The following is a 21,696-nucleotide window of genomic DNA, read 5'->3' as shown; positions in this document are numbered from 1 at the left end:
CTCATTATCTGTCGGGCGTCCCGGGCGGCCAAATGACCGCCCTGCCCTGTCATATCTGTATAACGGCGCGGTGGCGCTTACTGTGCGGGCGCGTCTTCTGCGGCTTTCGCCTCTTCGACGACCTCTTCGACCGGCGCGTCTTCGAGTGCACCCAGGTCAACGCCTGCGGCGCCCATTTGTGCGGTCATGCCGTCGAGGGCAGCGCGCGAGACCAGATCGCAATACAGGCTGATCGCACGTGCGGCGTCGTCGTTGCCCGGGATGATGTAATCCACACCATCGGGCGAGCAGTTGGTGTCGACAACCGCGACGACCGGGATGCCCAGCTTGTTGGCTTCAGCCACGGCCAGCGCTTCTTTCTTGACGTCGATAACGAAAAGCAGGTCCGGCACGCCGCCCATTTCGCGGATGCCGCCAAGCGACGCTTGCAGTTTGCCCTGCTCGCGCTCCATGCCCAGACGCTCTTTCTTGGTGAGGCCTTCGGCGCCCTGCTCCATCTGCTCGTCGATCTGCTTGAGGCGCTGGATCGATTTGGAGACGGTCTGCCAGTTGGTCAGCGTGCCGCCGAGCCAACGGTGGTTCATGTAATACTGTGCGCATTTCTCGGCGGCTTCGGCGATGGGCTGCTGGGCCTGACGCTTGGTGCCGACGAAAAGGATGCGGCCGTTCTTGGCCACGGTTTCGCGGATCACATTCAATGCTGCGTCGAGCATCGGAACGGTCTGCGTGAGGTCCATGATGTGGATGCCGTTGCGCGCGCCGTAGATGAACTCGCCCATGCGGGGGTTCCAACGCTGCGTCTGGTGGCCGAAGTGTACGCCTGCTTCAAGCAGTTGGCGCAATGTGAACTCTGGAAGAGCCATTGTCGTTTCCTTTCCGGTTTCAATCCTCAGCGGGGGTATCAGCCGTGTGGCCAACCGGTGGACGTTTGGGGATGTCTCCCCCAAAGGCCCGACCCCGCCTGTGGTGTCAGTGGCGCGCGTATAGCGGGGGTTCGGGCGAGGCGCAAGCCCTTCCGGGCGGGTGGCCCGAGCGCAGTGGACCGCGCTCGGGCTCAGTCAGGAAAGAAGAAATCGGTCAGGCCGCAAAACCGAGCTTCGCCACCTCGATCTCGAAGGCCGGGTGCATTTCGGCACCAACCACGTCCGGCGCGTGGTGCCGGTAGATGGACCGCCAATACGGCTGGACCACGACACCTTCGTCTTGCATGATCTTTTGCAGCTTGGCCATGACGTCGCGGCGGGCGTCAGCATCGGCGATCGACATGGCCTCGGCCAAGAGCGCATCGAATTCGTCGTTCGAAAACGCCGTTTCGTTCCACGTCGCACCGGATCGGTACGCAAGAACAAGCGTCTGCACGCCCAACGGTCGGTGCGCCCAATCCGTGGCCGAGAACGGATATTTGGTCCAGTCATTCCAGAAGGTCGATCCCGGCAGGACCGTGCGAGAAATGTTGATCCCCGCATCCCGGAGCATCGCGGCAGCGGCGTCGCAGGTGTTCTTGCGCCAGGTGTCGTCGATAGAGATGAGGTCGTGTTCGAAATCGGCCATGCCAGCCTCTTCCATGAGCGCACGGGCCGCCTCGGGATCGTAGACGGGGGGCGGCAATTCCGCGTATTCGGGATGCAGCGGGGACACATGGTGGTTCTCGGCAACGCGCCCATTGCCGGAGAAGCCGAGTTCGAGCAACACGTTGTTGTCAATGGCAAGCGCCAGCGCCCTGCGCACGCGTGCATCGGCATAGGGGGTCACGCCATCGACCTCGGCCTGCTGGTTCGGACGGATGCAAACCGTGGCCGTTGTCACCGCTTCGGATTTGTCCCACCCGATCCCGTCGAGCAAGAGCGAGAAATCCCCGATGGATTCGTAAACCATATCGACCTCGTCCGCGTCCACCGCAGCGACGATGGCCGATTGCTCGCTTCCGAAATCAATGAACTCCACCCGGTCAAGATATGCGCCCTCACCCCACCATTGATGGTTTTCGTTCCGCTCCAGCACCGCTTTGACGCCGACATCGTAATCGCCGGGCAGGTACGGACCGGTGCCAATGGGATTATCAAGCGGGTCGCCGTTGAAGCTTTGGTGCACGATGGCGGCTGGATAGTCAGAGAACCCGGCAATGATGGTGATGTCGGGGCTCGACAAAGAGAGGCGCACCGTGGTGTCGTCCACCACCGTGATCGCGTCGTCCCTGGCCTGGCCTGTGCCCTCGTCGATGAGCGACCCGAGGCGGGCGGCCATCGAATTGCCCTCGGCCGCCGTGTCGCACCAGCGTCTGATGTTGAAGGCCACGTCTTCTGCGGTGAACGGATCGCCGTTGCTCCAGGTGACGCCGGGCCGGACATTCAGCGTGTATTCGGTTGCATCTTCGTTGGCGCTCCAGCCTTCCAGAAGCATCGGGGTGAAGCTGCCATCGGTCTCGTATTTCACGAGATATTCCAGATACCCGCGTGTGAAATTCGACACCTGCGGCCAGTCATAGCTGCGCGGATCCTTGAGCGCCATGACCCGGGATTCGATCCGCATCGTCCCGCCCGATTGGGCATGGCCTGCCGCTTTCGCCGGTCGCGACAGCCCGAGAAGGCCGTAGGCGGTGGCGGCGGACACACCGAGCGCCGTCGCCCGCGTCAGGAATTCGCGCCGCGACAAGGTGCCTGCGGCGACTTCGGTCGCATAGGTTCTAGCTGCGGGGTGGACGGATTTGGAAAACTGCATTGGCGTACCATTGTTTTGGAGAAGAAAGCGGCGGCATCGTTGATCGTCTGTCGAGCGAACCGGGCACATTCACCGCGTCCGGTTCGTAGAAAAACGTAGCCCAATTCCGACGCTTTCAACCGAAAACGACACGAGCTAGGCACGATTGGCCCGCCCAAGCACGCGGCGCGACCGGGCAGGTTTGAATGTGACTGCGCCTCAAAAGTTTGTCTGCGACCGGAAACGCGCCTTACAGGAACACCCGTTCAACGAACCAATACGCACCCACCAAGGCGATGGCGGCGGACGCCGGCACGGCCACGTAGCGGCGGTAGGCATCGAGTTGATCCACCAAAGTGGCGGAGACTGCGCAGAGCACCGACAGCGCGGCGAGTGGCCAGAAGAACACCATCGCCGATGCTCCCATGATCTCGACGAACGCGGGTGTGTTCATGGCAAAACCAAGCCCCACGAAGACCAGTGCCAAAACCGCGTAAAGCCCTTGCGCAGGCGCGACATCGGCCTCGCCGCGGTCGACCTTGATCGCGTACCAGACCAGGATGAAGGCAAGCGCGATCACGGTCAGCTGTCCAAGCTCTACCCCGATGTTGAAACCGATCAGCGCCGGGATGACCTGCCCGTCCGGCAGACCGAATTCGCCAAGAACGCTGGCAAATCCTAGCCCGTGCAACAGCCCAAAGCCGAAGATCACGATGGGTCGCCAGCGTTGCAGCTTGTCCGACACGATGTTCTCGACCGCAACATAGACGATGGATGCGGCAATGAGCGGCTCCACAATGCTGCCGGGAACCGACACAATTCCCAGAACCGCCATCGCGAGGGTGATCGTGTGGGCCAGAGTGAAGGACGTCACTTGCCACAAAAGCGGCGCGAAGCGTGTCGACAGAAAAAACAGGCCCAGGACGAACAGGATGTGATCCAGACCCTTGGGCAAGATGTGGTCGAAACCGACCGGGATGTAGGTGGCGAAGGTCGCCCAGCCGCTGGCCTCATCACCGCCCGAAAGTTGGATGTCGCCGCTGCTCTGGCCGCCTTCGAGGTAGCCTGTATAGGGCTCTTCGACACCTTGCTGGCGCAGCACCAGCGCACCGTAGGCCGCGGGCCAGGTCAGGCTGATCGTCTCGGCGCCGTCGGGAAGCGGGCCAGCGATCTGCAAGACGGTGTCGCGCGGCAGGTCCGTATTGCCGACCTCACCGACGTCGATACCGGTGACGGTCAGAGGCACAGGTTCTCCACCAGCGGTGACATCCAGACTGTTGACGAAATCCGGCATTCTGGGCTCAAGCTCGGCACGCAGGGCGTCCGGTTCGAGCGCGCGCAGGCGATCCACCTCGTCCGACGCATCGAGCGCGTCGGTGTTCTCGATCCCTTCGAGGCTCACATCGGCGACGATCGCTTCACCGTTGAGCGTCAGGGTCATCTGGACTTGACCGTCCACCACCTCGAGATCACCGATGGCCGGGCGGACTTCGTGCGCGACCGCGGCCGTGATCCACAGGAACGATGCGCAAAGCGCCCAGATGGCTTTCATGATGTACCCCTTCAACCCGGTGTTCGTCGCCAAAAGACTGGCTCTGTCGCAGCGGGGATCAAGTCCGACGCCCGATTTTATCTTCACGACTAGGACGTTATCGGTTTCAGCCCGGCACGGAAGCGGCGCATGTTGGCCTGATAGCCGAGCGCACTTTTGCGCAGGCCCTCGATGGCGGCATCGTCGAGTTCGCGGACAACCTTGCCCGGAACCCCCATCACCAGAGAGCCGTCGGGGATTTCTTTGCCCTCGGTGATGAGCGCCCCTGCCCCGATCAGGCAGTTCTTGCCGATTTTGGCACCGTTCAGGATCGTCGCCCCCATCCCGATCAGGGAGTTGTCACCGATCGTGCAGCCGTGCAGCATGACCTTGTGGCCGATGGTGCAGCCTTTGCCGATGGTCAGCGGATAACCCATATCGGTGTGCAGCACGCAGTTTTCCTGAATGTTGCTGCCGGCACCGAGGGTGATCGCCTCGTTGTCACCGCGCAGCGTCGAACAGAACCAGACGCTCGCCGCCTCTTCCACGATCACCCGGCCGATGAGGTTCGCGTCGGGCGCGATCCACGTGTCCACGGCCAGTTCCGGTACGATGCCGTCCAATGCGTAAAGCGTCATGTCAGTTCCTCGAATTCCTGTTGGAGTTTGCGCACGTGATCCACGAGCCCCGGCTGTTGGAGGCGGCGGAGGCGGGTGGCGGTGACGATGGTTTGCAGATCGGCGAAGGTCCGGTCCAGATCGTCATTGACCAGCACGTAATCGTAGCTGCCCCAGTGGCTGATCTCGTCCCAGCTTTTCAGCATCCGCTTGCCGATGGTTTCGGGGCTGTCCTGTCCCCGGCTTTCCAACCGGCGGCGCAGCTCGGCGATGGAGGGTGGCAGGATGAAGATCGACAGCGTGTGCGGTCCGAGCGACGAATTGACGATCTGCTGCGCGCCCTGCCAGTCAATGTCGAAAAGCACGTCATTGCCCGCGTCGATCGCGGTTTGCACGGGCTTGCGCGGGCTGCCGTAGAAATTTCCGAAGACATGCGCATGTTCGAGCATGTCACCGTTGTTCACGTCGCGCTTGAAGGCGTCTTCGCTGAGGAAGTGATAGTGCTCCCCATCCACCTCGCCGGGGCGCGGGGCGCGGGTGGTGGCCGAGACCGAAAAGCTCAGGCTTGTGTCCCACTCCAGAAGCTGCCGCGACAGGGTGGTTTTCCCGGCCCCCGAAGGCGACGACAGGATGATGAGCAATCCGCGTCTCTGGGTCATGTCTCACTCCACATTCTGAACCTGCTCGCGCATCTGTTCGATCACCGTTTTCAACTCCAGCCCGACGGCGGTCAATTGCGCCGATTGCGCCTTGGAACACAGTGTGTTGGCCTCGCGGTTGAATTCCTGCATCAGGAAATCCAGCTTGCGTCCCACCGCGCCATCGGCCTGCAAAAGGACGCGCGCGGCATCGATATGGGTGCGCAGACGGTCGATCTCTTCGGTCACATCCGCCTTGACGGCGATCAGCGCCAGTTCCTGCGCGACGCGCTGCTCGTCCACCGTCTCTTGCGCATCGGTCACACGGGCCAACGCGGCGCGCATCCGCTCGGCCTGTTCGTCCTTGCGCGCCTCGACGACATCGGCAGCGCGGGATACCAGATCGGCGATCTGATCCACTTGGCCTGTCAGAACTGCGACCAATGCTGTTCCTTCGGCGCGGCGTGAAGCGATGAAGCTGTCGAGCACCGGTTCGAAATCCGCCAAAAGCTTTGCGCGGATCTCGGCAGGATCGGTCTGCTGCTGAGCGCTGTCCATCACGCCGCGCACCGTGATCAGATCCGCCGCCGAGGACGCGGTGAGCGACAGGCCGCGCGCCATCGCCTCGGCTTCGATCCGCATCATGGCAGTGAGCACGCGGTCCAGCTGTGCCTCGTTCAGCTCTTGAACCGCCTCGGTGCCGTTCGACTGAAGCCGCAAGGATACGGTGACGCTGCCCCGTGCAAGACGTTTGGTGATGAGCGTCCGCAGCGCCTGTTCCAGACCGTCGATCCAGTCGGGAACGCGCACCCGGATGTCGAGGCCGCGGGCATTGACGCTGCGCAGGTCCCAGGACCAGGTCAGGCCCAACGCCTCCCCCTGCCCCGAGGCAAAGCCCGTCATGGATTGGCGCATCAGGTCTCTCCCGCTCCCCCGTCGTCGGGGGTTGGGTTACGCGCTGTGCCGCGCCGATGCAAGCGCTGGAGCGCGCCGCAGATGTTAACCATTCGTTAAGATTTGGGACGGAATTGCGGCAAGAATGTGGTAGTCATCGGTCGGTACTGGTGCATGGGAACGGATGAAGATGACGCCCGAATTCTTGGTCGAGGAACGCCTGAAGCAGCACGGCCACCGTGCCCTGCAAGAGTTGGACAGCTACTGGCACGGCCTTGCGGTGCGGGGCGATCTGCCCAAACGGGCTGAGGTCGATCCGGCCGCCATCCAGGACGCGCTGGAATTCGCGTTCATCGCCGACCGGGTCGGCAGATCGCACGCGCGGTTCCGCGTGGCCGGAGGTGCGATCAGCGGCGTGGTGGGAACCGAAGTTGCAGGTCTGCCGCTGTCGACACTTCTGCATCATGGTTCCCGTGCGACCCTCGACGCGGCACTGGCGCGATGTTTTGCAGGCCGGCTCTTGCTGGAGTTGACGCTGGGCACCCGCCCGGATCGGACCGGCCAAACCGCGACTGCGACGCTCCGGCTTTATCCCTTGCTCGGCGCGCGGGGTGAGGTGGGACATCTTCTTGGCGCCTTTGTCGCGACGAGCGGCGGCGGCAATCACCTCAGCCGATTTGATGTCACAGATATGCGGGAAACACCGTGGACCAACTGCACCGTTCCCGCGCGCCCAAGGCAGACCGGGCATCTGCGGCTCGTCATCGACAACACATGAAAAAAGGGCGGCCCGATGGACCGCCCTTTCCGCATGATGATAAAAAGATCAGCCCGCCTTGGCGGCAAGCTGCGCCTCGCGGCGCGACGTCAGCTCTTCGGCCACGAGGAACGCGAGCTCCAGCGACTGAGAGGCATTGAGGCGCGGATCGCAGGCTGTGTGGTAGCGGTCGCTCAGATTTTCCTCGCTCACCGCCCGGACACCTCCGGTGCATTCGGTCACATCTTGACCGGTCATCTCGAAATGCACGCCACCGGGGACGGTGCCTTCGGCGTTGTGGATGCCGAAGAATTCCCGCACTTCTCGCAGGACCAGATCGAACGGACGGGTCTTGTAGCCCGTGGACGACTTGATCGTGTTGCCGTGCATCGGGTCGCAGACCCAGGTGACGTTCGCGCCCTCTTCGGCCACGGCCTTGATCAGACGCGGCAGGTGTTCGCCGACCTTGCCCGCACCGAACCGCGCGATCAGGGTCAGCTTGCCCGCCTCGTTCTCGGGGTTGAGCTTGGACATCAGCACCTTGAGATCCTCGGCAGTCGTCGTCGGCCCGCACTTGAGCCCCACCGGGTTCAGAACACCGCGCGCGAATTCCACATGCGCGCCGTCGGGCTGACGGGTGCGGTCGCCGATCCAGATCATGTGACCGGACCCAGCAAGCCACTTGCCCGAGGTCGAATCCTGGCGGGTCAGTGCCTCTTCATACTCAAGCAGCAGCGATTCATGGCTGGTGTAGAAATCCACCGTGGCCAGCGTATGCGCGCGGTCACTGTCGACGCCTGCCGCCTTCATGAAATCAAGCGTGTCGCTGATCCGGTTCGCCATGTCGCGGTATTTCTCGGATTCCTCGCGATCCGTGAAGCCAAGCGTCCACTGGTGGACCTGATGCACGTCGGCATAGCCGCCGGTTGAAAACGCGCGCAACAGGTTCAGCGTCGCCGCCGCCTGGGTGTAGGCTTGCAGCATCTTGGCCGGATCGGGGATCCGCGCCTCGGGCGTGAAAGCCAGTTCGTTGATGATGTCACCGCGGTAACTCGGAAGCTCCATGCCATCCACCACTTCGGTCGGCGCAGAGCGCGGCTTGGCGAATTGGCCCGCCATGCGACCCACCTTGACCACAGGCACCTTGGCGCCAAAGGTCAGGACCATCGCCATCTGCAACATCACCTTGAACGTGTCGCGGATCGCGTTGGCGCTGAATTGGTCGAACGCTTCGGCACAATCGCCGCCCTGAAGCAGGAACGCCTCGCCGCGCGATGCGGCCCCAAGTTCTTTCTTCAGCTTGCGCGCCTCGCCTGCAAAAACGAGCGGCGGATACTTCGACAGCTGGGCCTCCACAGCCTCCAGCTTTGCCTGATCCGTATAGTCAGGCATCTGTACCCGCGGTTTCGCGCGCCAGCCTGATTTTTGCCACTCGGTCATCGTCTCTACTCCGGTATCATCCACGTAAGTTAGCGTTAGCGGACCCGCTATAGCGAAACCGGCCCGGTCTGACCAGTGACGAATTGGCCCCGAACGCTTGACCCGGCGCGTCAGTTCTGACCTTGTGACCCGCAACGTGCCGAAGAGCACAGACGAAGGTCGGAATTCACATGCTACCCACGCGCCAAACCGTCGAATTGGATCACGTTCCCAGCAAACCGCGCCGGTTTGTCTTCGTTCTGTTGCCTGAATTCACCATGCTGTGCTTCTCCGCCGCCGTGGAATCCCTGCGCATCGCCAACCGCATGGCGAACCGGAAACTCTATGACTGGACCATCATCGGCGAAGGCGGCGAGGAGATCACCTGCTCGGCGGGGGTATCCTTTCGGCTCGATTCCGATCTGATCGAACTGAACCGCGATGATGTGGTGCTGCTCTGCGGTGGCATCGACGTGCAGGGTGCCACGACCAAACGCATCATCAACTGGCTGCGCCGTGAGGCCCGGCGCGGTCTGTCCATCGGCGGGCTGTGCACCGCCGCCTATTCGCTGGCGACCGCCGGTCTGCTCGACGGCAAGCGCGCCACGATTCACTGGGAAAACCAGGACAGCTTCTCTGAAGAATTTCCCGAGGTGAACCTCACGAAGTCGATCTTCGTCGTTGACGGAACCCGCATCACCACCGCCGGCGGCACCGCGTCGGTGGACCTGATGCTCAAGATCATCGCCGACGATCACGGCGAGGAATTGGCCGGCGCGGTGGCGGATCAGCTGATCTACAACTCCATCCGCACCGATCAGGACACGCAGCGCCTGTCGGTGCCGACCCGCATCGGCGTGCGACATCCGAAGCTGAGCAAGGTCATCCAGATGATGGAGCAGAATATCGAGGAACCGATCAGCCCGTCGATCCTCGCGCAGGATGTCGGCATGTCCACGCGCCAGCTCGAACGGCTGTTCCGCCGCTATCTGAACCGCAGCCCGAAGCGGTATTACATGGAACTGCGCCTGCAAAAGGCGCGCAACCTGCTGATGCAGACCGATATGAGCGTCATCAACGTGGCCCTGGCCTGCGGCTTTGCATCGCCGTCGCATTTCTCCAAATGCTATCGCGCGCATTACGAGACCACACCTTACCGCGAACGTGGCGCGCATGCGTCACGGCTTTCGGTCTGACGCGGCTTTCCATCGAACAGAAGTCAAACCGTGTCGCCGCAAGTCGCGCCGCGCCAGTTGCAAGTCAGTATCATCCGCAAAATCAAAGGCTTGAGTGGTCGGCCAGCACCCTGTAAAGCGCCCCCATCCAAAGGGGAAAGCCATGTCCGCCGCGATCAAACTCGCTCTGGGAAGCCTGATTGTGGGCGTTGTCGTGCTGGGGCTCAAGGCATTGGCATGGTGGATCACCGGGTCGGTGGCGCTGTTGTCGGATGCGCTGGAAAGCACGGTGAACCTGACGACTGCCTTCGCCGCGTTGATCGCCATCCAAGTGGCGCAGCGCCCTGCCGATGCCAACCACCCGTTCGGACATCACAAGGCCGAATTCTTCAGCGCCGTGTTGGAGGGCGTGATGATCATCATAGCCGCGCTCTTTATCCTGCGCGAAGCCTATGACGGGCTGATGTCCCCCCGTGCGCTTGATGCCCCGATCGAAGGGCTTTTGATCAACGGCGCGGCCACTGCGCTGAACGCGGTCTGGGCGACGGTCCTGGTCCGTCGGGGGCGGGCCTTGAAATCGCCTGCTCTTGTTGCGGATGGCAAACACCTGTGGACGGACGTGCTGACGTCGGTCGGTGTCGTGGTGGGCGTATTGGTCGCTTTCATGACCGGCTGGTGGCTGTTCGATCCGATCATGGCCGCGCTGGTCGCGGTCAACATCCTGTGGTCAGGCTCACGGGTGGTGAAGGAGTCGCTCAGCGGTCTGATGGACGAAGCGGTGCCCGACACGAGGTTGGCGCAGATCCGCGAGGCGATTTCGGAGAAGGCTTATGGCGCGGTCGAAGCGCACGACCTGCGCACCCGCCATGCCGGCAAGGTGACTTTCGTCGAGTTTCACCTCGTGGTCCCGGGCGAGATGACGGTGTTCGACGCACACGAAATTTGCGACCGGATAGAAGCGGCCATCGGCAAAGCCGTGCCAGACAGTCGGGTGACGATCCATGTGGAGCCTGAGCACAAACAGAAACACACCGGGATCGTCGTGCTCGATTAACGAGTCAGGTGCCGTTTCGTCGTTGCCTGGTCGGTCTGTCAGGATCCGACTGCCGACATCCGATACAACGCCCCGTTGCCCACGCTCAGGAACCACAGGTTGCCATCCGGTCCCATACGGATGTCGCGCACGCGCTGCGTGCTGTCTCCCTTGATCTGCTCGACCTCGCGCAGGGGCGATCCTTCGAGCCGCGAGATGTAATCGAACTTGAGCGAGCCGACGAACATATCGCCGTTCCAACTCCCAATTGGCCCACCGGTATAGAAGGCCATGCCCGACGGCGCGATGGACGGGTCCCAATAGGTGACCGGCTGCTCCATCCCCGGCTTGGATGTGCCTTCGCCGATGGCGCGACCCGAATAGTGACGCCCGTAAGAGATCACGGGCCAACCGTAATTGGCCCCTTTCTCAACGCGGTTCACCTCGTCACCGCCCCGCGCGCCGTGCTCGTTGATCCAAAGCTGGCCGCTTGCATCGAGCGCCGCGCCTTGCGGGTTGCGGTGACCGTAGGACCAGATCTCGGGCTGCACGCCATCCGTGCTGGCGAACGGGTTGTCCGAGGGCACGTCGCCAGTTTTGGTGATACGCAACACCGATCCGTTATGCAGGCTGCGGTCCTGCGCCGTGTCGTCGGACCCGCGGTCCCCAACCGTGACGAACAACGTGCCATCAGGCGCTTCGACCAGCCGTGACCCGAAATGCCGGCCGCCGCTTGAGCCGGGGGCGATCTCGAAAATCGTCTGGTGATTGGTGAGCGAGGTGCCGTCCGCGCTCAACACCGCCTTCGTCACGGCCGTGCCGCTGCCGCGCCCTTGCCGTTTGGCATGGGTGAAAAACAGCGTCCGGCTTTGCGCAAAATCGCGTGGGACCAGCACATCGAGGAGACCGCCCTGCCCGTCGGGAAAGACCTCGGGCGGGTTGCCGAGGGTCACGACACCCTCTCCCGGCGTGACCAACAGCACCGCGCCTTCGCGCTCCGTCAGCACGATTTTACCATCCGGTAAAAATCCGAAAGCCCACGGCGTGTCGAGCCCCGTCACCACGGCGGACACCTGCATCGACCCGGCGTCGGTCTGCACCGTTTCCGAGCTGACCTGCGCGATGGCCGGGGTCAGCGGAGCGAGCGCGAGCAGGAAAGACAGCGACAAGGACAGGCGGCGGGTGGTTTTCATGGATCACATCTCCGAAACGATTTCGCTCCTCTGGATATGGGCACAGCTTCCCCAGCGGCAAGCACGCTGACGCGGACGTGAGCGGCGGCGCGACGGGCGAAAAAGATTCGCATCACGTCAAACCCTGCCTCCAAGCATTTGAAATCACGCGTTTCAGCGCCGCACCACACCGATGCGATGGGTCTTTTCTTTTTCCCCGCATCTGAATATCGTCTGCGCCAGAACACAGCGATGTTCCAACATGGGAGTGATATTTATGAAAAAGTTTCTGACAGCCACAGCGGCTGGCGCATTGATGGCGGGTGCTGCATTCGCGGCCAGCCATTCCAATGAAGTCAAAGTGGGCATCATTCTGGGCTTCACCGGACCGATCGAATCCCTGACCCCGGCGATGGCCGCAGGTGCAGAGATCGCGATCAACGAAGTCTCCGAAACCGGCAAACTGCTTGGTGGTGCGACCGTGTCCGCGGTGCGTGCGGATTCCACCTGCGTCGACAGCGCGGCGGCCACTGCGGCGGCGGAACGCCTGATCACCAGCGACGGCATCAGCGCGATGATGGGCCCCGACTGTTCCGGCGTGACCGGCGCGGTTCTGGCCAACGTGGCGGTGCCGAACGGCATGGTCATGATCTCTCCCTCCGCGACGTCGCCCGCCCTGTCGGCGGCCGAGGACAACGGCCTCTTCTTCCGCACCGCGCCGTCCGACGCGCGCCAAGGTGAAGTGCTGGCCAACATCATGGTCGACAAGGGCATCACCAGCGCGGCCGTGACTTACACAAACAACGACTACGGCAAAGGCTTTGCCGACGCGTTCCAGGCCGCTTACGAAGCCGCTGGCGGCTCTGTCACCCTTTCGGCCCCGCATGAAGACGGCAAGGCGGACTATTCCGCCGAAGTCGGCGCGCTGGCGTCCGCCGGTGGCGATGCGCTTGTCGTTCTCGGCTACGTTGACCAAGGTGGCGCGGGCGTCATCCAAGGCGCGCTCGACACGGGTGCGTTCGACATGTTCGCCATGGGCGACGGCATGATAGGTGACGCGCTGGCCGAACGCTTCGGCAGCGACATCGAAGGCATGATCGGCACCGCTCCGGGGTCCGACAACGAAGGTGGCGCGATCTTCGCGGAACTGGCGACCGCCGCGGGCATCGACGGCACATCGGTTTACGCGGGTGAATCCTATGACGCGGCGGCGCTGATGCTGCTCGCCATGGCGGCTGCCGGGTCGAAAGAGCCGGGCGACTACGCCTCGCATGTGTTCCATGTGGCCAATGCTCCGGGCGAACCGATCCTTCCGGGTGAACTCGGTAAGGCGCTCGACATCATCGCCGAAGGTGGCGACGTGGATTACCAGGGCGCCACCGGTGTCGAACTGGTCGAGCCGGGCGAAGCCGCAGGGTCCTACGCCGAATACACCGTCGAGGACGGCGCGTTGAAAGTGGTCGGCTACCGCTAAGCGGTCCCCGATTGATCGAGGCCAAGCGGCGCGGGAGGTTTCCCGCGCCGCTTCACTATAAAAGGCGGGTTCGGACAGACCGCCACAGGGATACACGATGATCGAGGTGAAAAACCTTCACCGCCATTTCGGCGGGTTCCGCGCGGTCGATGGCGCCACTCTCGAAATCGAGACCGGCTCCATCACCGGGCTTGTCGGACCGAACGGCGCGGGAAAAACCACGCTTTTCAACGTGGTGGCGGGCGTTCTTCCACCAACGTCGGGCCGGGTCTTTATGGGTGGAGAGGACATCACCGGCCTTCCGCCGCACGTGTTGTTCCACAAGGGCCTGCTGCGCACCTTCCAGATCGCGCATGAATTCGCTTCCATGTCCTGCCGCGAAAACCTGATGATGGTGCCGGGCGGCCAGACGGGCGAGGCTCTGTGGAACACCTGGTTCGGTCGCAAGCGCATCGCCAACGAGGAACGCGCGCTGCGCGCCAAGGCCGACGAGGTGCTGGAATTCCTCACCATCGAGCATCTGGCGGATCACAAGGCGGGTCAGGTATCTGGCGGGCAGAAAAAGCTCCTGGAACTTGGCCGCACCATGATGGTCGACGCGCGCATCGTCTTCTTGGACGAGGTGGGCGCAGGCGTGAACCGCACCCTGCTCAACACCATCGGCGACGCGATCATCCGCCTGAACAAGGAGCGCGGCTACACCTTCTGCATGATCGAGCATGACATGGATTTCATCGGACGGCTCTGCGATCCGGTGATCGTCATGGCAGAGGGCAAGGTGCTGTCGAAAGGCACCATCGACGAGATCAAGGCCGACGAGCGCGTGATCGAGGCCTATCTGGGCACCGGCCTGAAGAACAAGGAAGCGGTCGGATGAGCGACAACCCGTATCAGGACGACCGCGGCAACAAAGACCGGTCGATCACCAATCCGCACGGGCAAGGCACGTTGACGGCAACGGGAACGCAGGACCACCCGATGCCCGGTCACGACGGGCCGTTCCTGATCGGCGAGAACATGACCGGCGGCTACGGCAAGTCGGGCCCCGACATCCTGCACGACTGCACCATCGCCGTCGAACGCGGCGAGATCGCTGTGATCGTCGGCCCGAATGGCGCCGGCAAATCGACGGCGATGAAGGCGGTGTTCGGCATGCTGGATCTGCGCGAGGGGCGCGTGATGCTGGACGGACAGGACATCACGCAACTGACCCCGCAAGCCCGCGTACGGCATGGCATGGGGTTCGTGCCACAGACCTCGAACATCTTTACGTCGATGACCGTGGAAGAAAACCTCGAGATGGGGGCCTTCATCCGTGAGGACGATTTCCGCACCACGATGGAGCAGGTCTACGAGCTCTTCCCGATCCTACGCGAGAAGCGCCATCAGGCGGCGGGCGAACTGTCCGGCGGTCAACGTCAGCAGGTCGCCGTGGGTCGGGCGCTGATGACACAGCCCAAGGTGCTGATGCTGGATGAGCCGACGGCGGGCGTGTCGCCGATCGTGATGGATGAACTCTTCGACCGGATCATCGAAGTGGCGCGCACCGGCATTTCGATCCTGATGGTGGAACAGAACGCCCGGCAAGCGCTGGAGATTGCCGATAAGGGATATGTCCTCGTGCAGGGTGCAAACGGCTATTCCGGAACGGGCAAGGATTTGCTGGCCGACCCGGATGTGCGCCGGTCGTTCTTGGGTGGATAGGTATGGATTTGCATATTTTTGAAAAGAAGAAGCCGGGGCGGACGCAATGGACTTTCTGAATGGCCTCGTGGCGCTGGCCAATTTCGTGCTGATCCCGGCGATTGCCTATGGCAGCCAGTTGGCGCTGGGCGCTCTTGGGGTGACGTTGATTTACGGCATCCTGCGGTTTTCGAATTTCGCCCATGGCGACACGATGGCCGTGGGCACCATGTTCGCCGTGCTGACCACCTGGGGGTTGCAGGCGATGGGGGTCAGCCTTGGGCCCTTTCCCACCGCGCTGCTGGCGATCCCGTTCGGGATCCTGGGGGCGACGGCGCTGGTGCTGTTGACGGACAGATACGTTTATAAATTCTACCGGGCGCAGAAGGCGAAACCGGTGATCCTGGTCATCGTGTCGATGGGCGTGATGTTCATCTATAACGGGCTGACGCGGATCATCATCGGCCCTGACGATTACCGCTTTGCAGACGGCGAACGTTTCGTCATTTCGGCGCGCACCTTCCGCGACATGACGGGACTGGAGGAAGGACTGGCACTGCGCACAACGCAGGTCATCACCGTGGTCACGGCGGTGGTCGTGGTGGCGGCGCTGTTCTGGTTCCTCAACAAGACCCGCACCGGCAAATCCATGCGGGCCTTTTCCGACAACGAGGATCTGGCGCTTCTGTCCGGCATCAACCCCGAACGCGTGGTGCTGGTGACATGGCTGATCGTGGCATCCCTAGCGACCGTCGCCGGTGTGCTCTACGGGCTGGACAAGTCGTTCAAGGCCTTCACCTATTTCCAGCTTCTGCTGCCGATCTTCGCCGCCGCCATCGTGGGCGGGCTTGGCAATCCGCTGGGTGCCATCGCGGGCGGCTTCGTGATCGCATTCTCCGAAGTGGGGATCACCTACGCCTGGAAGAAGGTGCTGACCTATTTCATGCCGCCCGCGCTTGAACCCGACGGGTTGGTGCAGATCCTGAGCACGGAGTACAAGTTCGCGGTCAGTTTCGTGATCCTCGTGATCGTGCTTCTGTTCCGGCCAACCGGCCTTTTCCGGGGGAAATCGCTATGAGGACCGTTCTGCTCTTCGCGGCTGTGGCCGGGCTTATTCTGGGAACCGGGTTTCTGCAAAGCTGGAACTCGGCGCTCTTAATCCTGAACATGGGCCTGATCAGCGCGGTCATGGCGCTGGGCGTCAACCTGCAATGGGGCCTTGCGGGGCTGTTCAACGTTGGCGTGATGGGGTTTGTGGCCCTGGGCGGTCTCGCGGTCGTTCTGATCTCCATGCCCCCGGTGGGCACTGCGTGGCAGGCAGGCGGTGGGAGTATCCTTCTGGGCCTGGTGCTGGGCGCTGCGACCATCGTGGCGGCGGTTCTGGTGTGGTCCCGCACATCGGGCAAGCTGCGCGGTTGGGGCACGGCGGCGGTGCTGCTCATCGGATTGGTCGTCTACCGCATGGTGCTCGACCCGGCGGTGGAGTCCGTGGAAGCGGTCGATCCGGCGCTGACTGGCTATTTGGGAGGTCTGGGTCTGCCGGTGCTGCTGGCCTGGCCGGTCGGCGGGTTGCTGGCGGCAGGCGCGGCCTATGTGATCGGCAAGACGGCGCTGGGCCTCAGGTCGGATTACCTTGCCATCGCGACACTGGGCATCGCCGAGATCGTCATCGCCATCCTCAAGAACGAGGACTGGCTGGCGCGCGGCGTCAAGAACGTAATCGGCCTGCCCCGGCCCGTCCCGTACGAGGTGGATTTGCAGAACGACCCGGCCTTCGTCGAACGCGCGGCGGGGTTCAGGATGGATGCCACGACCGCATCCACGATCTACGTGAAGATCGAATACGGGCTGCTCTTCGCCGCCGTTCTGATCTTGCTTCTGGTGCTGGCGCAGCTGGCGCTCAACAGCCCGTGGGGCCGCATGATGCGGGCGATCCGCGACAACGAAACCGCTGCCCGCGCGATGGGCAAGGACGTGACCGCGCGGCACTTGCAGGTGTTCATTCTCGGCTCCGCCATCTGCGGCGTGGCGGGTGCGATGATGACGACACTCGACGGACAGCTGACCCCGGGAAGCTACCAGCCCCTGCGCTACACCTTCCTGATCTGGGTGATGGTGATCGTCGGCGGGTCCGGCAACAACCTCGGCGCGGTTCTGGGCGGGTTCCTGATCTGGTTCCTTTGGGTGCAGGTCGAACCGATGGGACAGCTGCTCATGTCGGTGATCACGGCAGGCATGGCCGATGGGTCCTGGCTCAAGGCGCACCTGATGGACAGCGTGCAGCACATGCGGCTCCTGACCATGGGCGTGATCCTCTTGCTGGTGCTGCGCCTCAACCCAAGGGGCCTTCTGCCCGAGCGTTGACGGTGTCCCGCGCCTTATGAGACCTTTCGACAAGTGACGTGAGGCGCGGAACCTCCTAACCTGTCAGCACATGGCAGATGGTCGCCGCGTCTGCCGCACGAAGGACAGAAGTGAGCAGGCCCATGCGAGACATCCCGACAGCAGCGCTGACCGCATTGGTGGTGGACGACCATCCCTTGTTCTGCGACGCGCTTATGCTCACGCTCCGGTCCATCGCCGATTTCGCCGAGATCCAGACCGCCGGAACACTGTCCGCGTCGCTGGACAAGGTGAATGACGAGACGGATTTTGACCTGATCCTGCTGGACCTCAACCTGCCCGACGTGAACGGGCTCGACGGGTTGGTCCGCCTGCGCACCGCCGCCCCGAAATCCGCCATTCTGATCGTATCGTCGATGGCCGACAATCGCATGATTTCCCATGCGCTCAAGGCGGGTGCGGACGGGTTCGTGCCCAAGCATTCGCAGCGCGCCGTCTTCCGCAAAGCCTTCGATGCCGTGCGCGAGGGGCAATCCTTCGCGCCGGACGGCTATATCGATCCGCAGGGACAGGACAGCAAACGCGATGCCCCCGAAGAGGCGCTGTCGCGGCTGGCCTCTTTGACCAACCAGCAGGCGCGCATCCTCAACCTCATCTGCGAGGGCAAGCTGAACAAGCAGATCGCGTTCGACCTGTCCATCGCGGAAACCACGGTGAAGGCGCATGTCACTGCCATCATGCGAAAGCTGGGTGTCCACAGCCGGACACAGGCGGTGCTGATCGCGCAAGAGGCGCGCTTCAACCGAGTCTTGCCAAACGACACGTGATCCTCCTATCATCCCTGACAGCCAACACTTGGGAACCAAAGCGTGGAAGGAAGCAGGGTTTTTCCTGAGACCGAACGTTCCGAGACCGCCCAGGAGGTCATCGCAGTTGCACAGGTGCGCTGTGACGCCCCCGACCCCGCAGACCAGATAGCCAGACAACTTGGACCGGGACCGTTCGAGCTTGTCTGCCTGTTCGTGTCCCCGGAGGCGGATTTCGACGCGTTGGTCGCCGCGACCTCGGACCTTTTCGAAGGCGCAGATGTCGTGGGCTGTACCACGGCCGGGGAGATTGGGCGGGCCGGATACGAGGACGACCAGATCATCGCGGTTGCCTTCCGCTCCGGGAACTTCAAGGCCGTCAGCTATGCAATTGATAATCTTGATCTTCTGGACGAGGAAGAGATTGCAGGCGCGCTGATCGAGACGCGCCTCTCGCTTGCCCAGGGCTCACCGGACTGGACCTCGGAATTCGCGTTCCTGATGGTCGACGGGCTGAGCCTGCGGGAAGAGCAGTTGACGGCGTTTCTGTCCGCCGGTCTCGGCCCGACCCAGCTGTTCGGGGGTTCCTCTGGCGACGGGACGCGGTTCGGCCAGACCTGGCTGGCGCGCAACGGCGTCGTGATGAAAAACGCTGCGATCGTCGTTGTAGTGCGCTGTGACCGCCCGGTGCGGGTGTTCAGCCTCGATCATCTCGTGCCCACCGATCAGCGCATGGTGGTGACCTCCGCCTCGCCTGAAAAACGCATCGTTCACGAGATCAACGCGGAACCCGCCGCGCTGGAATACGCGCGGCTTCTTGGCCTTGATCCGAACCAGCTTGACCAGTTCACCTTCGCCGAACACCCGGTCGTCGTACGGCTGGGCGACGCGCATCACGTACGCGCCATTCAGCAGGTGAAAGAGAACCACGATCTTGTGTTCTTTTCCGCCATCAACGAAGGCATGGTCCTGACCCTCGCGACCCATGACGATATCGTAGATCACCTGGATCGGGGGCTGAGTGATCTGGGCAAACACGAGAAGCCTGACTTCATCCTGGGTTGCGATTGCATCCTGCGCCGGATCGAAGCCGGGCGGCTTCAGAAAACACGCGCGGTGTCGGATGTTCTGAGCGCGCATCATGTCGTCGGCTTTTCCACCTACGGCGAACAGATCGGCGGGCTGCATGTGAACCAGACTCTGACGGGCGTGGCCATCTACCCACCCCAAACCGACGAGGCGACCCGTGTCCCTGATTGACCCGAGCGACAGCCTGGAACGTCAGAACGAAAAGCTGCTCAAGATCGCCGACAGCCTGATGCGGCGCGTCGAATACGGCACGTCGCAATCGGGTGCGGCCTATGCGCAGTTCGAACGTGCGGCATTGCTGGAAAAGCGGGTGCGCGAACGGACGCTCGAACTGGAACGCACGCTCGATCTTCTGCACGATGCCAACGGGCAACTGGCCCGCGCCAACGAGGAAACTGAAGCCGCGCGGCGCAACTTGGCCGACGCGATCGAGACGATCTCCGAAGGCTTCGCCCTGTTCGATCCCGACGATTACCTCGTGATGTGCAACTCGCGCTTTTGCCGCGATTTCCGGGATACGGCGAACGATCTGAAACCCGGACTTGCCTTTGACAGCTATGTCGACCGGGTCAGCCGGTCGGCCTATCTGAACCTGCCCGACCATCAGGACCGCAACACTTGGGCCAAGATGCGGCGTCAGCGGCACATGGACCGGCGCGTCATGTTCAATGTGCAATTGACCCATGATCGCTGGCTCCAGGTGTCAGAGCATCGCACCGCCAACGGCGGAACGGTGGTTCTTCAGACCGATATCACCGACATCATGCGGATCGAACGGCAGGAACAGGCCAAGCTGCGCGACAAGCAGACCCGCATGATCCGCGCGACGCTGGATCACCTCAACCAGGGGGTCTGCATTTTCGACGAGAACGCGCGTCTCGTGGGCTGGAACCAGAAGCTCGGCATTCTGTTGTCGATCCCGGCACGCCGACTGCGGATCGGGGCGTCCTTCATCGGTCTGCTGGACGATCTGGACGACGCTTTTCAATTCACCCGCGGGATAGACCGCGCGTCTTTCCGGCGATGGGCGGTGTCCGATGGTCTGCGCCAGCCCGTCTCCTTCGAAGTGCAACGCGGCAATGAGGTGATCCTGCACATCTTTGGCCGGGCCATGCCGGATCGAGGCTTTGTCATTTCGTGCACCGATGTGACCGCCGAACGCGAGGCGGCGCGCAAGCTTTACGAATTGAACGAGATCCTCGAACAGCGCGTGATGGAGCGCACGCTGGAGCTTGAGGACGCGCTGGGCGCAGCCGAGCGTGCCAACGCCTCCAAATCGCGGTTTGTGGCGGCGGCGAGCCACGACCTCTTGCAGCCCCTCTCTGCGGCCAAGCTGTTCATGGCGTCGCTGTCCGACAAGATCGACACCCCCAATGAACAGGCGGTGCTGGCCAAGGCCGAAACGGCCCTCGGGGCAGCCGAACAGATCATCGACGCGTTGCTCAACATCTCGAAACTGGAAACCGACGGGCTGAGTTTCGACATCCGACCGGTGGCGCTGCGCGAGATCTTCGATCCCCTGCGCGACGAGATGGAGCTTCTGGCCGAACGCAAGGGTCTGACGCTTCGGATCGTGGACAGCTCGCATGTCGTGGAATCCGATCCGTCCTATCTGCGCCGAATCGTGCAGAACCTGCTGACCAATGCGATCCGTTACACCGATCATGGACGCGTCGTCGTTGGAGCCCGACGCAACGGGGATTCGGTCCGGATCGAGGTCTGGGACACCGGTCCCGGTATCGCGGAGGAGGACCAGAACTCGATCTTCGAGGAATTCCGCCGGCTGGACACCACCGCCAGCAACAATGACGGGCTTGGGCTGGGCCTGGCCATCGTAGAGCGTGCCTGCGCGCGATTGGGTCATCCGCTGGGCCTGTGGTCCGAACCCGGTCGCGGATCCTGCTTCATGCTCAACGTACCGATCGCACGACAGGCCAAGCCGAACCAGTCGCCTGCGCTGCGCAATTCGCCCAAGCTGGGTCTGATGGAATCCGGTCTGATCGTGCTTCTGGTCGAAAACGATCCGCAACTGCGCCGGGCCATGTCGATCCTGATCGAAAGCTGGGGGATCAGCGTGATCGAAAGCGAAAACGCCGAAACCGCGCTCGATCTGATGGAGGACCTTCAAATCACGCCGGACGCGCTTTTGCTGGACTATCAATTGGGGGACGGCGCATCAGGAACCGAGCTTTACGAAGAACTCACGCGCCGCCTGGGTCGCCTGCCCTGCGCTATTGTTTCGGCAGAACGGTCTGCCCAATTGCGCCATGAAACCAAGCGGTTGGAGATCGACCTTCTTCTGAAACCTCTGGACCGGACCAAACTTGTCGAGTTTCTGTACACCGCGGCAAGAAACATCGCGGGATAG

19 protein-coding genes are annotated in these 21,696 nt (G+C 62.6%); 11 read left to right on the top strand and 8 right to left on the bottom strand.

Annotated features, from left to right (window positions below; all coding sequences use genetic code 11):
• Window positions 1-77: 77 nt before the first annotated feature.
• From rpsB to Q1B16_RS13490, 6 genes are all read right to left on the bottom strand, one after another.
• Window positions 78-863 (bottom strand): 30S ribosomal protein S2, encoded by a 786-nt coding sequence (gene rpsB, locus Q1B16_RS13515; RefSeq protein WP_299789519.1) that lies wholly within the window; start codon window positions 861-863, stop codon window positions 78-80.
• 214 nt (window positions 864-1,077) lie between these two features.
• The gene (locus tag Q1B16_RS13510) at window positions 1,078-2,718 is read right to left on the bottom strand and encodes an ABC transporter substrate-binding protein (protein WP_299789516.1); all 1,641 of its coding nucleotides are present in this window, start codon (window positions 2,716-2,718) and stop codon (window positions 1,078-1,080) included.
• Window positions 2,719-2,947: 229 nt separating this feature from the next.
• Window positions 2,948-4,249, bottom strand: a complete 1,302-nt coding sequence (locus tag Q1B16_RS13505; RefSeq protein WP_299789513.1) for a HupE/UreJ family protein — start codon at window positions 4,247-4,249, stop codon at window positions 2,948-2,950.
• An 89-nt stretch (window positions 4,250-4,338) separates the two neighbouring features.
• On the bottom strand, window positions 4,339-4,866 hold the full coding sequence (locus Q1B16_RS13500) for a gamma carbonic anhydrase family protein (RefSeq protein WP_299789509.1): 528 nt from the start codon (window positions 4,864-4,866) through the stop codon (window positions 4,339-4,341).
• Entirely contained in the window at window positions 4,863-5,504 is a 642-nt protein-coding gene (gmk, locus tag Q1B16_RS13495; RefSeq protein ID WP_299789506.1) for a guanylate kinase, read from the bottom strand. The genes Q1B16_RS13500 and gmk overlap by 4 nt, the downstream gene beginning before the upstream one ends.
• A 3-nt stretch (window positions 5,505-5,507) precedes the next feature.
• Complete coding sequence (locus Q1B16_RS13490; RefSeq protein ID WP_299789503.1) at window positions 5,508-6,398, bottom strand: YicC/YloC family endoribonuclease; 891 nt, start codon at window positions 6,396-6,398, stop codon at window positions 5,508-5,510.
• A gap of 169 nt (window positions 6,399-6,567) precedes the next feature.
• On the opposite strand from Q1B16_RS13490, the gene Q1B16_RS13485 reads away from it, so the two are divergent.
• Window positions 6,568-7,155, top strand: a complete 588-nt coding sequence (locus Q1B16_RS13485) for a PAS domain-containing protein (protein ID WP_299789500.1) — start codon at window positions 6,568-6,570, stop codon at window positions 7,153-7,155.
• A gap of 48 nt (window positions 7,156-7,203) precedes the next feature.
• On the opposite strand, the gene Q1B16_RS13480 is transcribed toward Q1B16_RS13485, so the two are convergent.
• Window positions 7,204-8,574, bottom strand: coding sequence for a class II 3-deoxy-7-phosphoheptulonate synthase (locus Q1B16_RS13480; protein WP_299789497.1), 1,371 nt, complete (start codon window positions 8,572-8,574; stop codon window positions 7,204-7,206).
• 170 nt (window positions 8,575-8,744) lie between these two features.
• Between Q1B16_RS13480 and Q1B16_RS13475 the strand changes: the two genes are divergently transcribed.
• Together Q1B16_RS13475 and Q1B16_RS13470 are read left to right on the top strand one after the other, a co-directional pair.
• Window positions 8,745-9,749, top strand: a complete 1,005-nt coding sequence (locus Q1B16_RS13475; RefSeq protein WP_299789494.1) for a GlxA family transcriptional regulator — start codon at window positions 8,745-8,747, stop codon at window positions 9,747-9,749.
• A 142-nt stretch (window positions 9,750-9,891) separates the two neighbouring features.
• Entirely contained in the window at window positions 9,892-10,782 is an 891-nt protein-coding gene (locus Q1B16_RS13470; protein WP_299789491.1) for a cation diffusion facilitator family transporter, read from the top strand.
• 38 nt (window positions 10,783-10,820) lie between these two features.
• On the opposite strand, the gene Q1B16_RS13465 is transcribed toward Q1B16_RS13470, so the two are convergent.
• Entirely contained in the window at window positions 10,821-11,954 is a 1,134-nt protein-coding gene (locus Q1B16_RS13465) for a PQQ-dependent sugar dehydrogenase (protein ID WP_299789488.1), read from the bottom strand.
• Between the two features lie 256 nt (window positions 11,955-12,210).
• Here Q1B16_RS13465 and Q1B16_RS13460 point away from each other — a divergent pair, with 256 nt between their 5' ends.
• The 8 genes from Q1B16_RS13460 to Q1B16_RS13425 all read left to right on the top strand — a co-directional run bounded on the left by Q1B16_RS13460 (window position 12,211) and on the right by Q1B16_RS13425 (window position 21,696).
• Window positions 12,211-13,407, top strand: coding sequence for an ABC transporter substrate-binding protein (locus Q1B16_RS13460; RefSeq protein ID WP_299789484.1), 1,197 nt, complete (start codon window positions 12,211-12,213; stop codon window positions 13,405-13,407).
• A gap of 97 nt (window positions 13,408-13,504) precedes the next feature.
• Window positions 13,505-14,284, top strand: coding sequence for an ABC transporter ATP-binding protein (locus Q1B16_RS13455; protein ID WP_299789481.1), 780 nt, complete (start codon window positions 13,505-13,507; stop codon window positions 14,282-14,284).
• Window positions 14,281-15,111 carry an ABC transporter ATP-binding protein gene (locus Q1B16_RS13450; protein ID WP_299789478.1) on the top strand — a complete coding sequence of 277 codons (831 nt, stop codon included), beginning with the start codon at window positions 14,281-14,283 and terminating at the stop codon, window positions 15,109-15,111. Before Q1B16_RS13455 ends, Q1B16_RS13450 begins: the two co-directional genes overlap by 4 nt.
• 46 nt (window positions 15,112-15,157) lie before the next feature.
• Window positions 15,158-16,168, top strand: coding sequence for a branched-chain amino acid ABC transporter permease (locus Q1B16_RS13445; RefSeq protein ID WP_299789475.1), 1,011 nt, complete (start codon window positions 15,158-15,160; stop codon window positions 16,166-16,168).
• Entirely contained in the window at window positions 16,165-17,454 is a 1,290-nt protein-coding gene (locus Q1B16_RS13440; RefSeq protein WP_299789472.1) for a branched-chain amino acid ABC transporter permease, read from the top strand. The genes Q1B16_RS13445 and Q1B16_RS13440 overlap by 4 nt, the downstream gene beginning before the upstream one ends.
• A gap of 122 nt (window positions 17,455-17,576) precedes the next feature.
• Entirely contained in the window at window positions 17,577-18,260 is a 684-nt protein-coding gene (locus Q1B16_RS13435) for a response regulator transcription factor (RefSeq protein ID WP_299789469.1), read from the top strand.
• Between the two features lie 42 nt (window positions 18,261-18,302).
• Window positions 18,303-19,499 (top strand): FIST N-terminal domain-containing protein, encoded by a 1,197-nt coding sequence (locus Q1B16_RS13430; RefSeq protein WP_299789466.1) that lies wholly within the window; start codon window positions 18,303-18,305, stop codon window positions 19,497-19,499.
• Entirely contained in the window at window positions 19,486-21,696 is a 2,211-nt protein-coding gene (locus Q1B16_RS13425; protein ID WP_299789463.1) for a PAS-domain containing protein, read from the top strand. The genes Q1B16_RS13430 and Q1B16_RS13425 overlap by 14 nt, the downstream gene beginning before the upstream one ends.

This window comes from uncultured Marivita sp., from assembly GCF_947488135.1.
Taxonomy (GTDB): Bacteria; Pseudomonadota; Alphaproteobacteria; order Rhodobacterales; family Rhodobacteraceae; genus Marivita.
This window is presented reverse-complemented; position numbering and strand designations above follow the sequence as displayed.

Bases quoted from the DNA above. Each gene is read 5' to 3' on its own strand.
- Q1B16_RS13450 (WP_299789478.1), top strand. From the start codon at position 14,281: ATGAGCGACAACCCGTATCAGGACGACCGCGGCAACAAAGACCGGTCG.
- Q1B16_RS13505 (WP_299789513.1), bottom strand. From the start codon at position 4,249: ATGAAAGCCATCTGGGCGCTTTGCGCATCGTTCCTGTGGATCACGGCC.
- Q1B16_RS13475 (WP_299789494.1), top strand. From the start codon at position 8,745: ATGCTACCCACGCGCCAAACCGTCGAATTGGATCACGTTCCCAGCAAA.
- Q1B16_RS13445 (WP_299789475.1), top strand. From the start codon at position 15,158: ATGGACTTTCTGAATGGCCTCGTGGCGCTGGCCAATTTCGTGCTGATC.
- Q1B16_RS13465 (WP_299789488.1), bottom strand. From the start codon at position 11,954: ATGAAAACCACCCGCCGCCTGTCCTTGTCGCTGTCTTTCCTGCTCGCG.
- Q1B16_RS13435 (WP_299789469.1), top strand. From the start codon at position 17,577: ATGCGAGACATCCCGACAGCAGCGCTGACCGCATTGGTGGTGGACGAC.
- rpsB (WP_299789519.1), bottom strand. From the start codon at position 863: ATGGCTCTTCCAGAGTTCACATTGCGCCAACTGCTTGAAGCAGGCGTA.
- Q1B16_RS13480 (WP_299789497.1), bottom strand. From the start codon at position 8,574: ATGACCGAGTGGCAAAAATCAGGCTGGCGCGCGAAACCGCGGGTACAG.
- Q1B16_RS13500 (WP_299789509.1), bottom strand. From the start codon at position 4,866: ATGACGCTTTACGCATTGGACGGCATCGTACCGGAACTGGCCGTGGAC.
- Q1B16_RS13510 (WP_299789516.1), bottom strand. From the start codon at position 2,718: ATGCAGTTTTCCAAATCCGTCCACCCCGCAGCTAGAACCTATGCGACC.
- Q1B16_RS13440 (WP_299789472.1), top strand. From the start codon at position 16,165: ATGAGGACCGTTCTGCTCTTCGCGGCTGTGGCCGGGCTTATTCTGGGA.
- Q1B16_RS13490 (WP_299789503.1), bottom strand. From the start codon at position 6,398: ATGCGCCAATCCATGACGGGCTTTGCCTCGGGGCAGGGGGAGGCGTTG.
- Q1B16_RS13470 (WP_299789491.1), top strand. From the start codon at position 9,892: ATGTCCGCCGCGATCAAACTCGCTCTGGGAAGCCTGATTGTGGGCGTT.
- Q1B16_RS13455 (WP_299789481.1), top strand. From the start codon at position 13,505: ATGATCGAGGTGAAAAACCTTCACCGCCATTTCGGCGGGTTCCGCGCG.
- Q1B16_RS13485 (WP_299789500.1), top strand. From the start codon at position 6,568: ATGACGCCCGAATTCTTGGTCGAGGAACGCCTGAAGCAGCACGGCCAC.
- Q1B16_RS13460 (WP_299789484.1), top strand. From the start codon at position 12,211: ATGAAAAAGTTTCTGACAGCCACAGCGGCTGGCGCATTGATGGCGGGT.
- gmk (WP_299789506.1), bottom strand. From the start codon at position 5,504: ATGACCCAGAGACGCGGATTGCTCATCATCCTGTCGTCGCCTTCGGGG.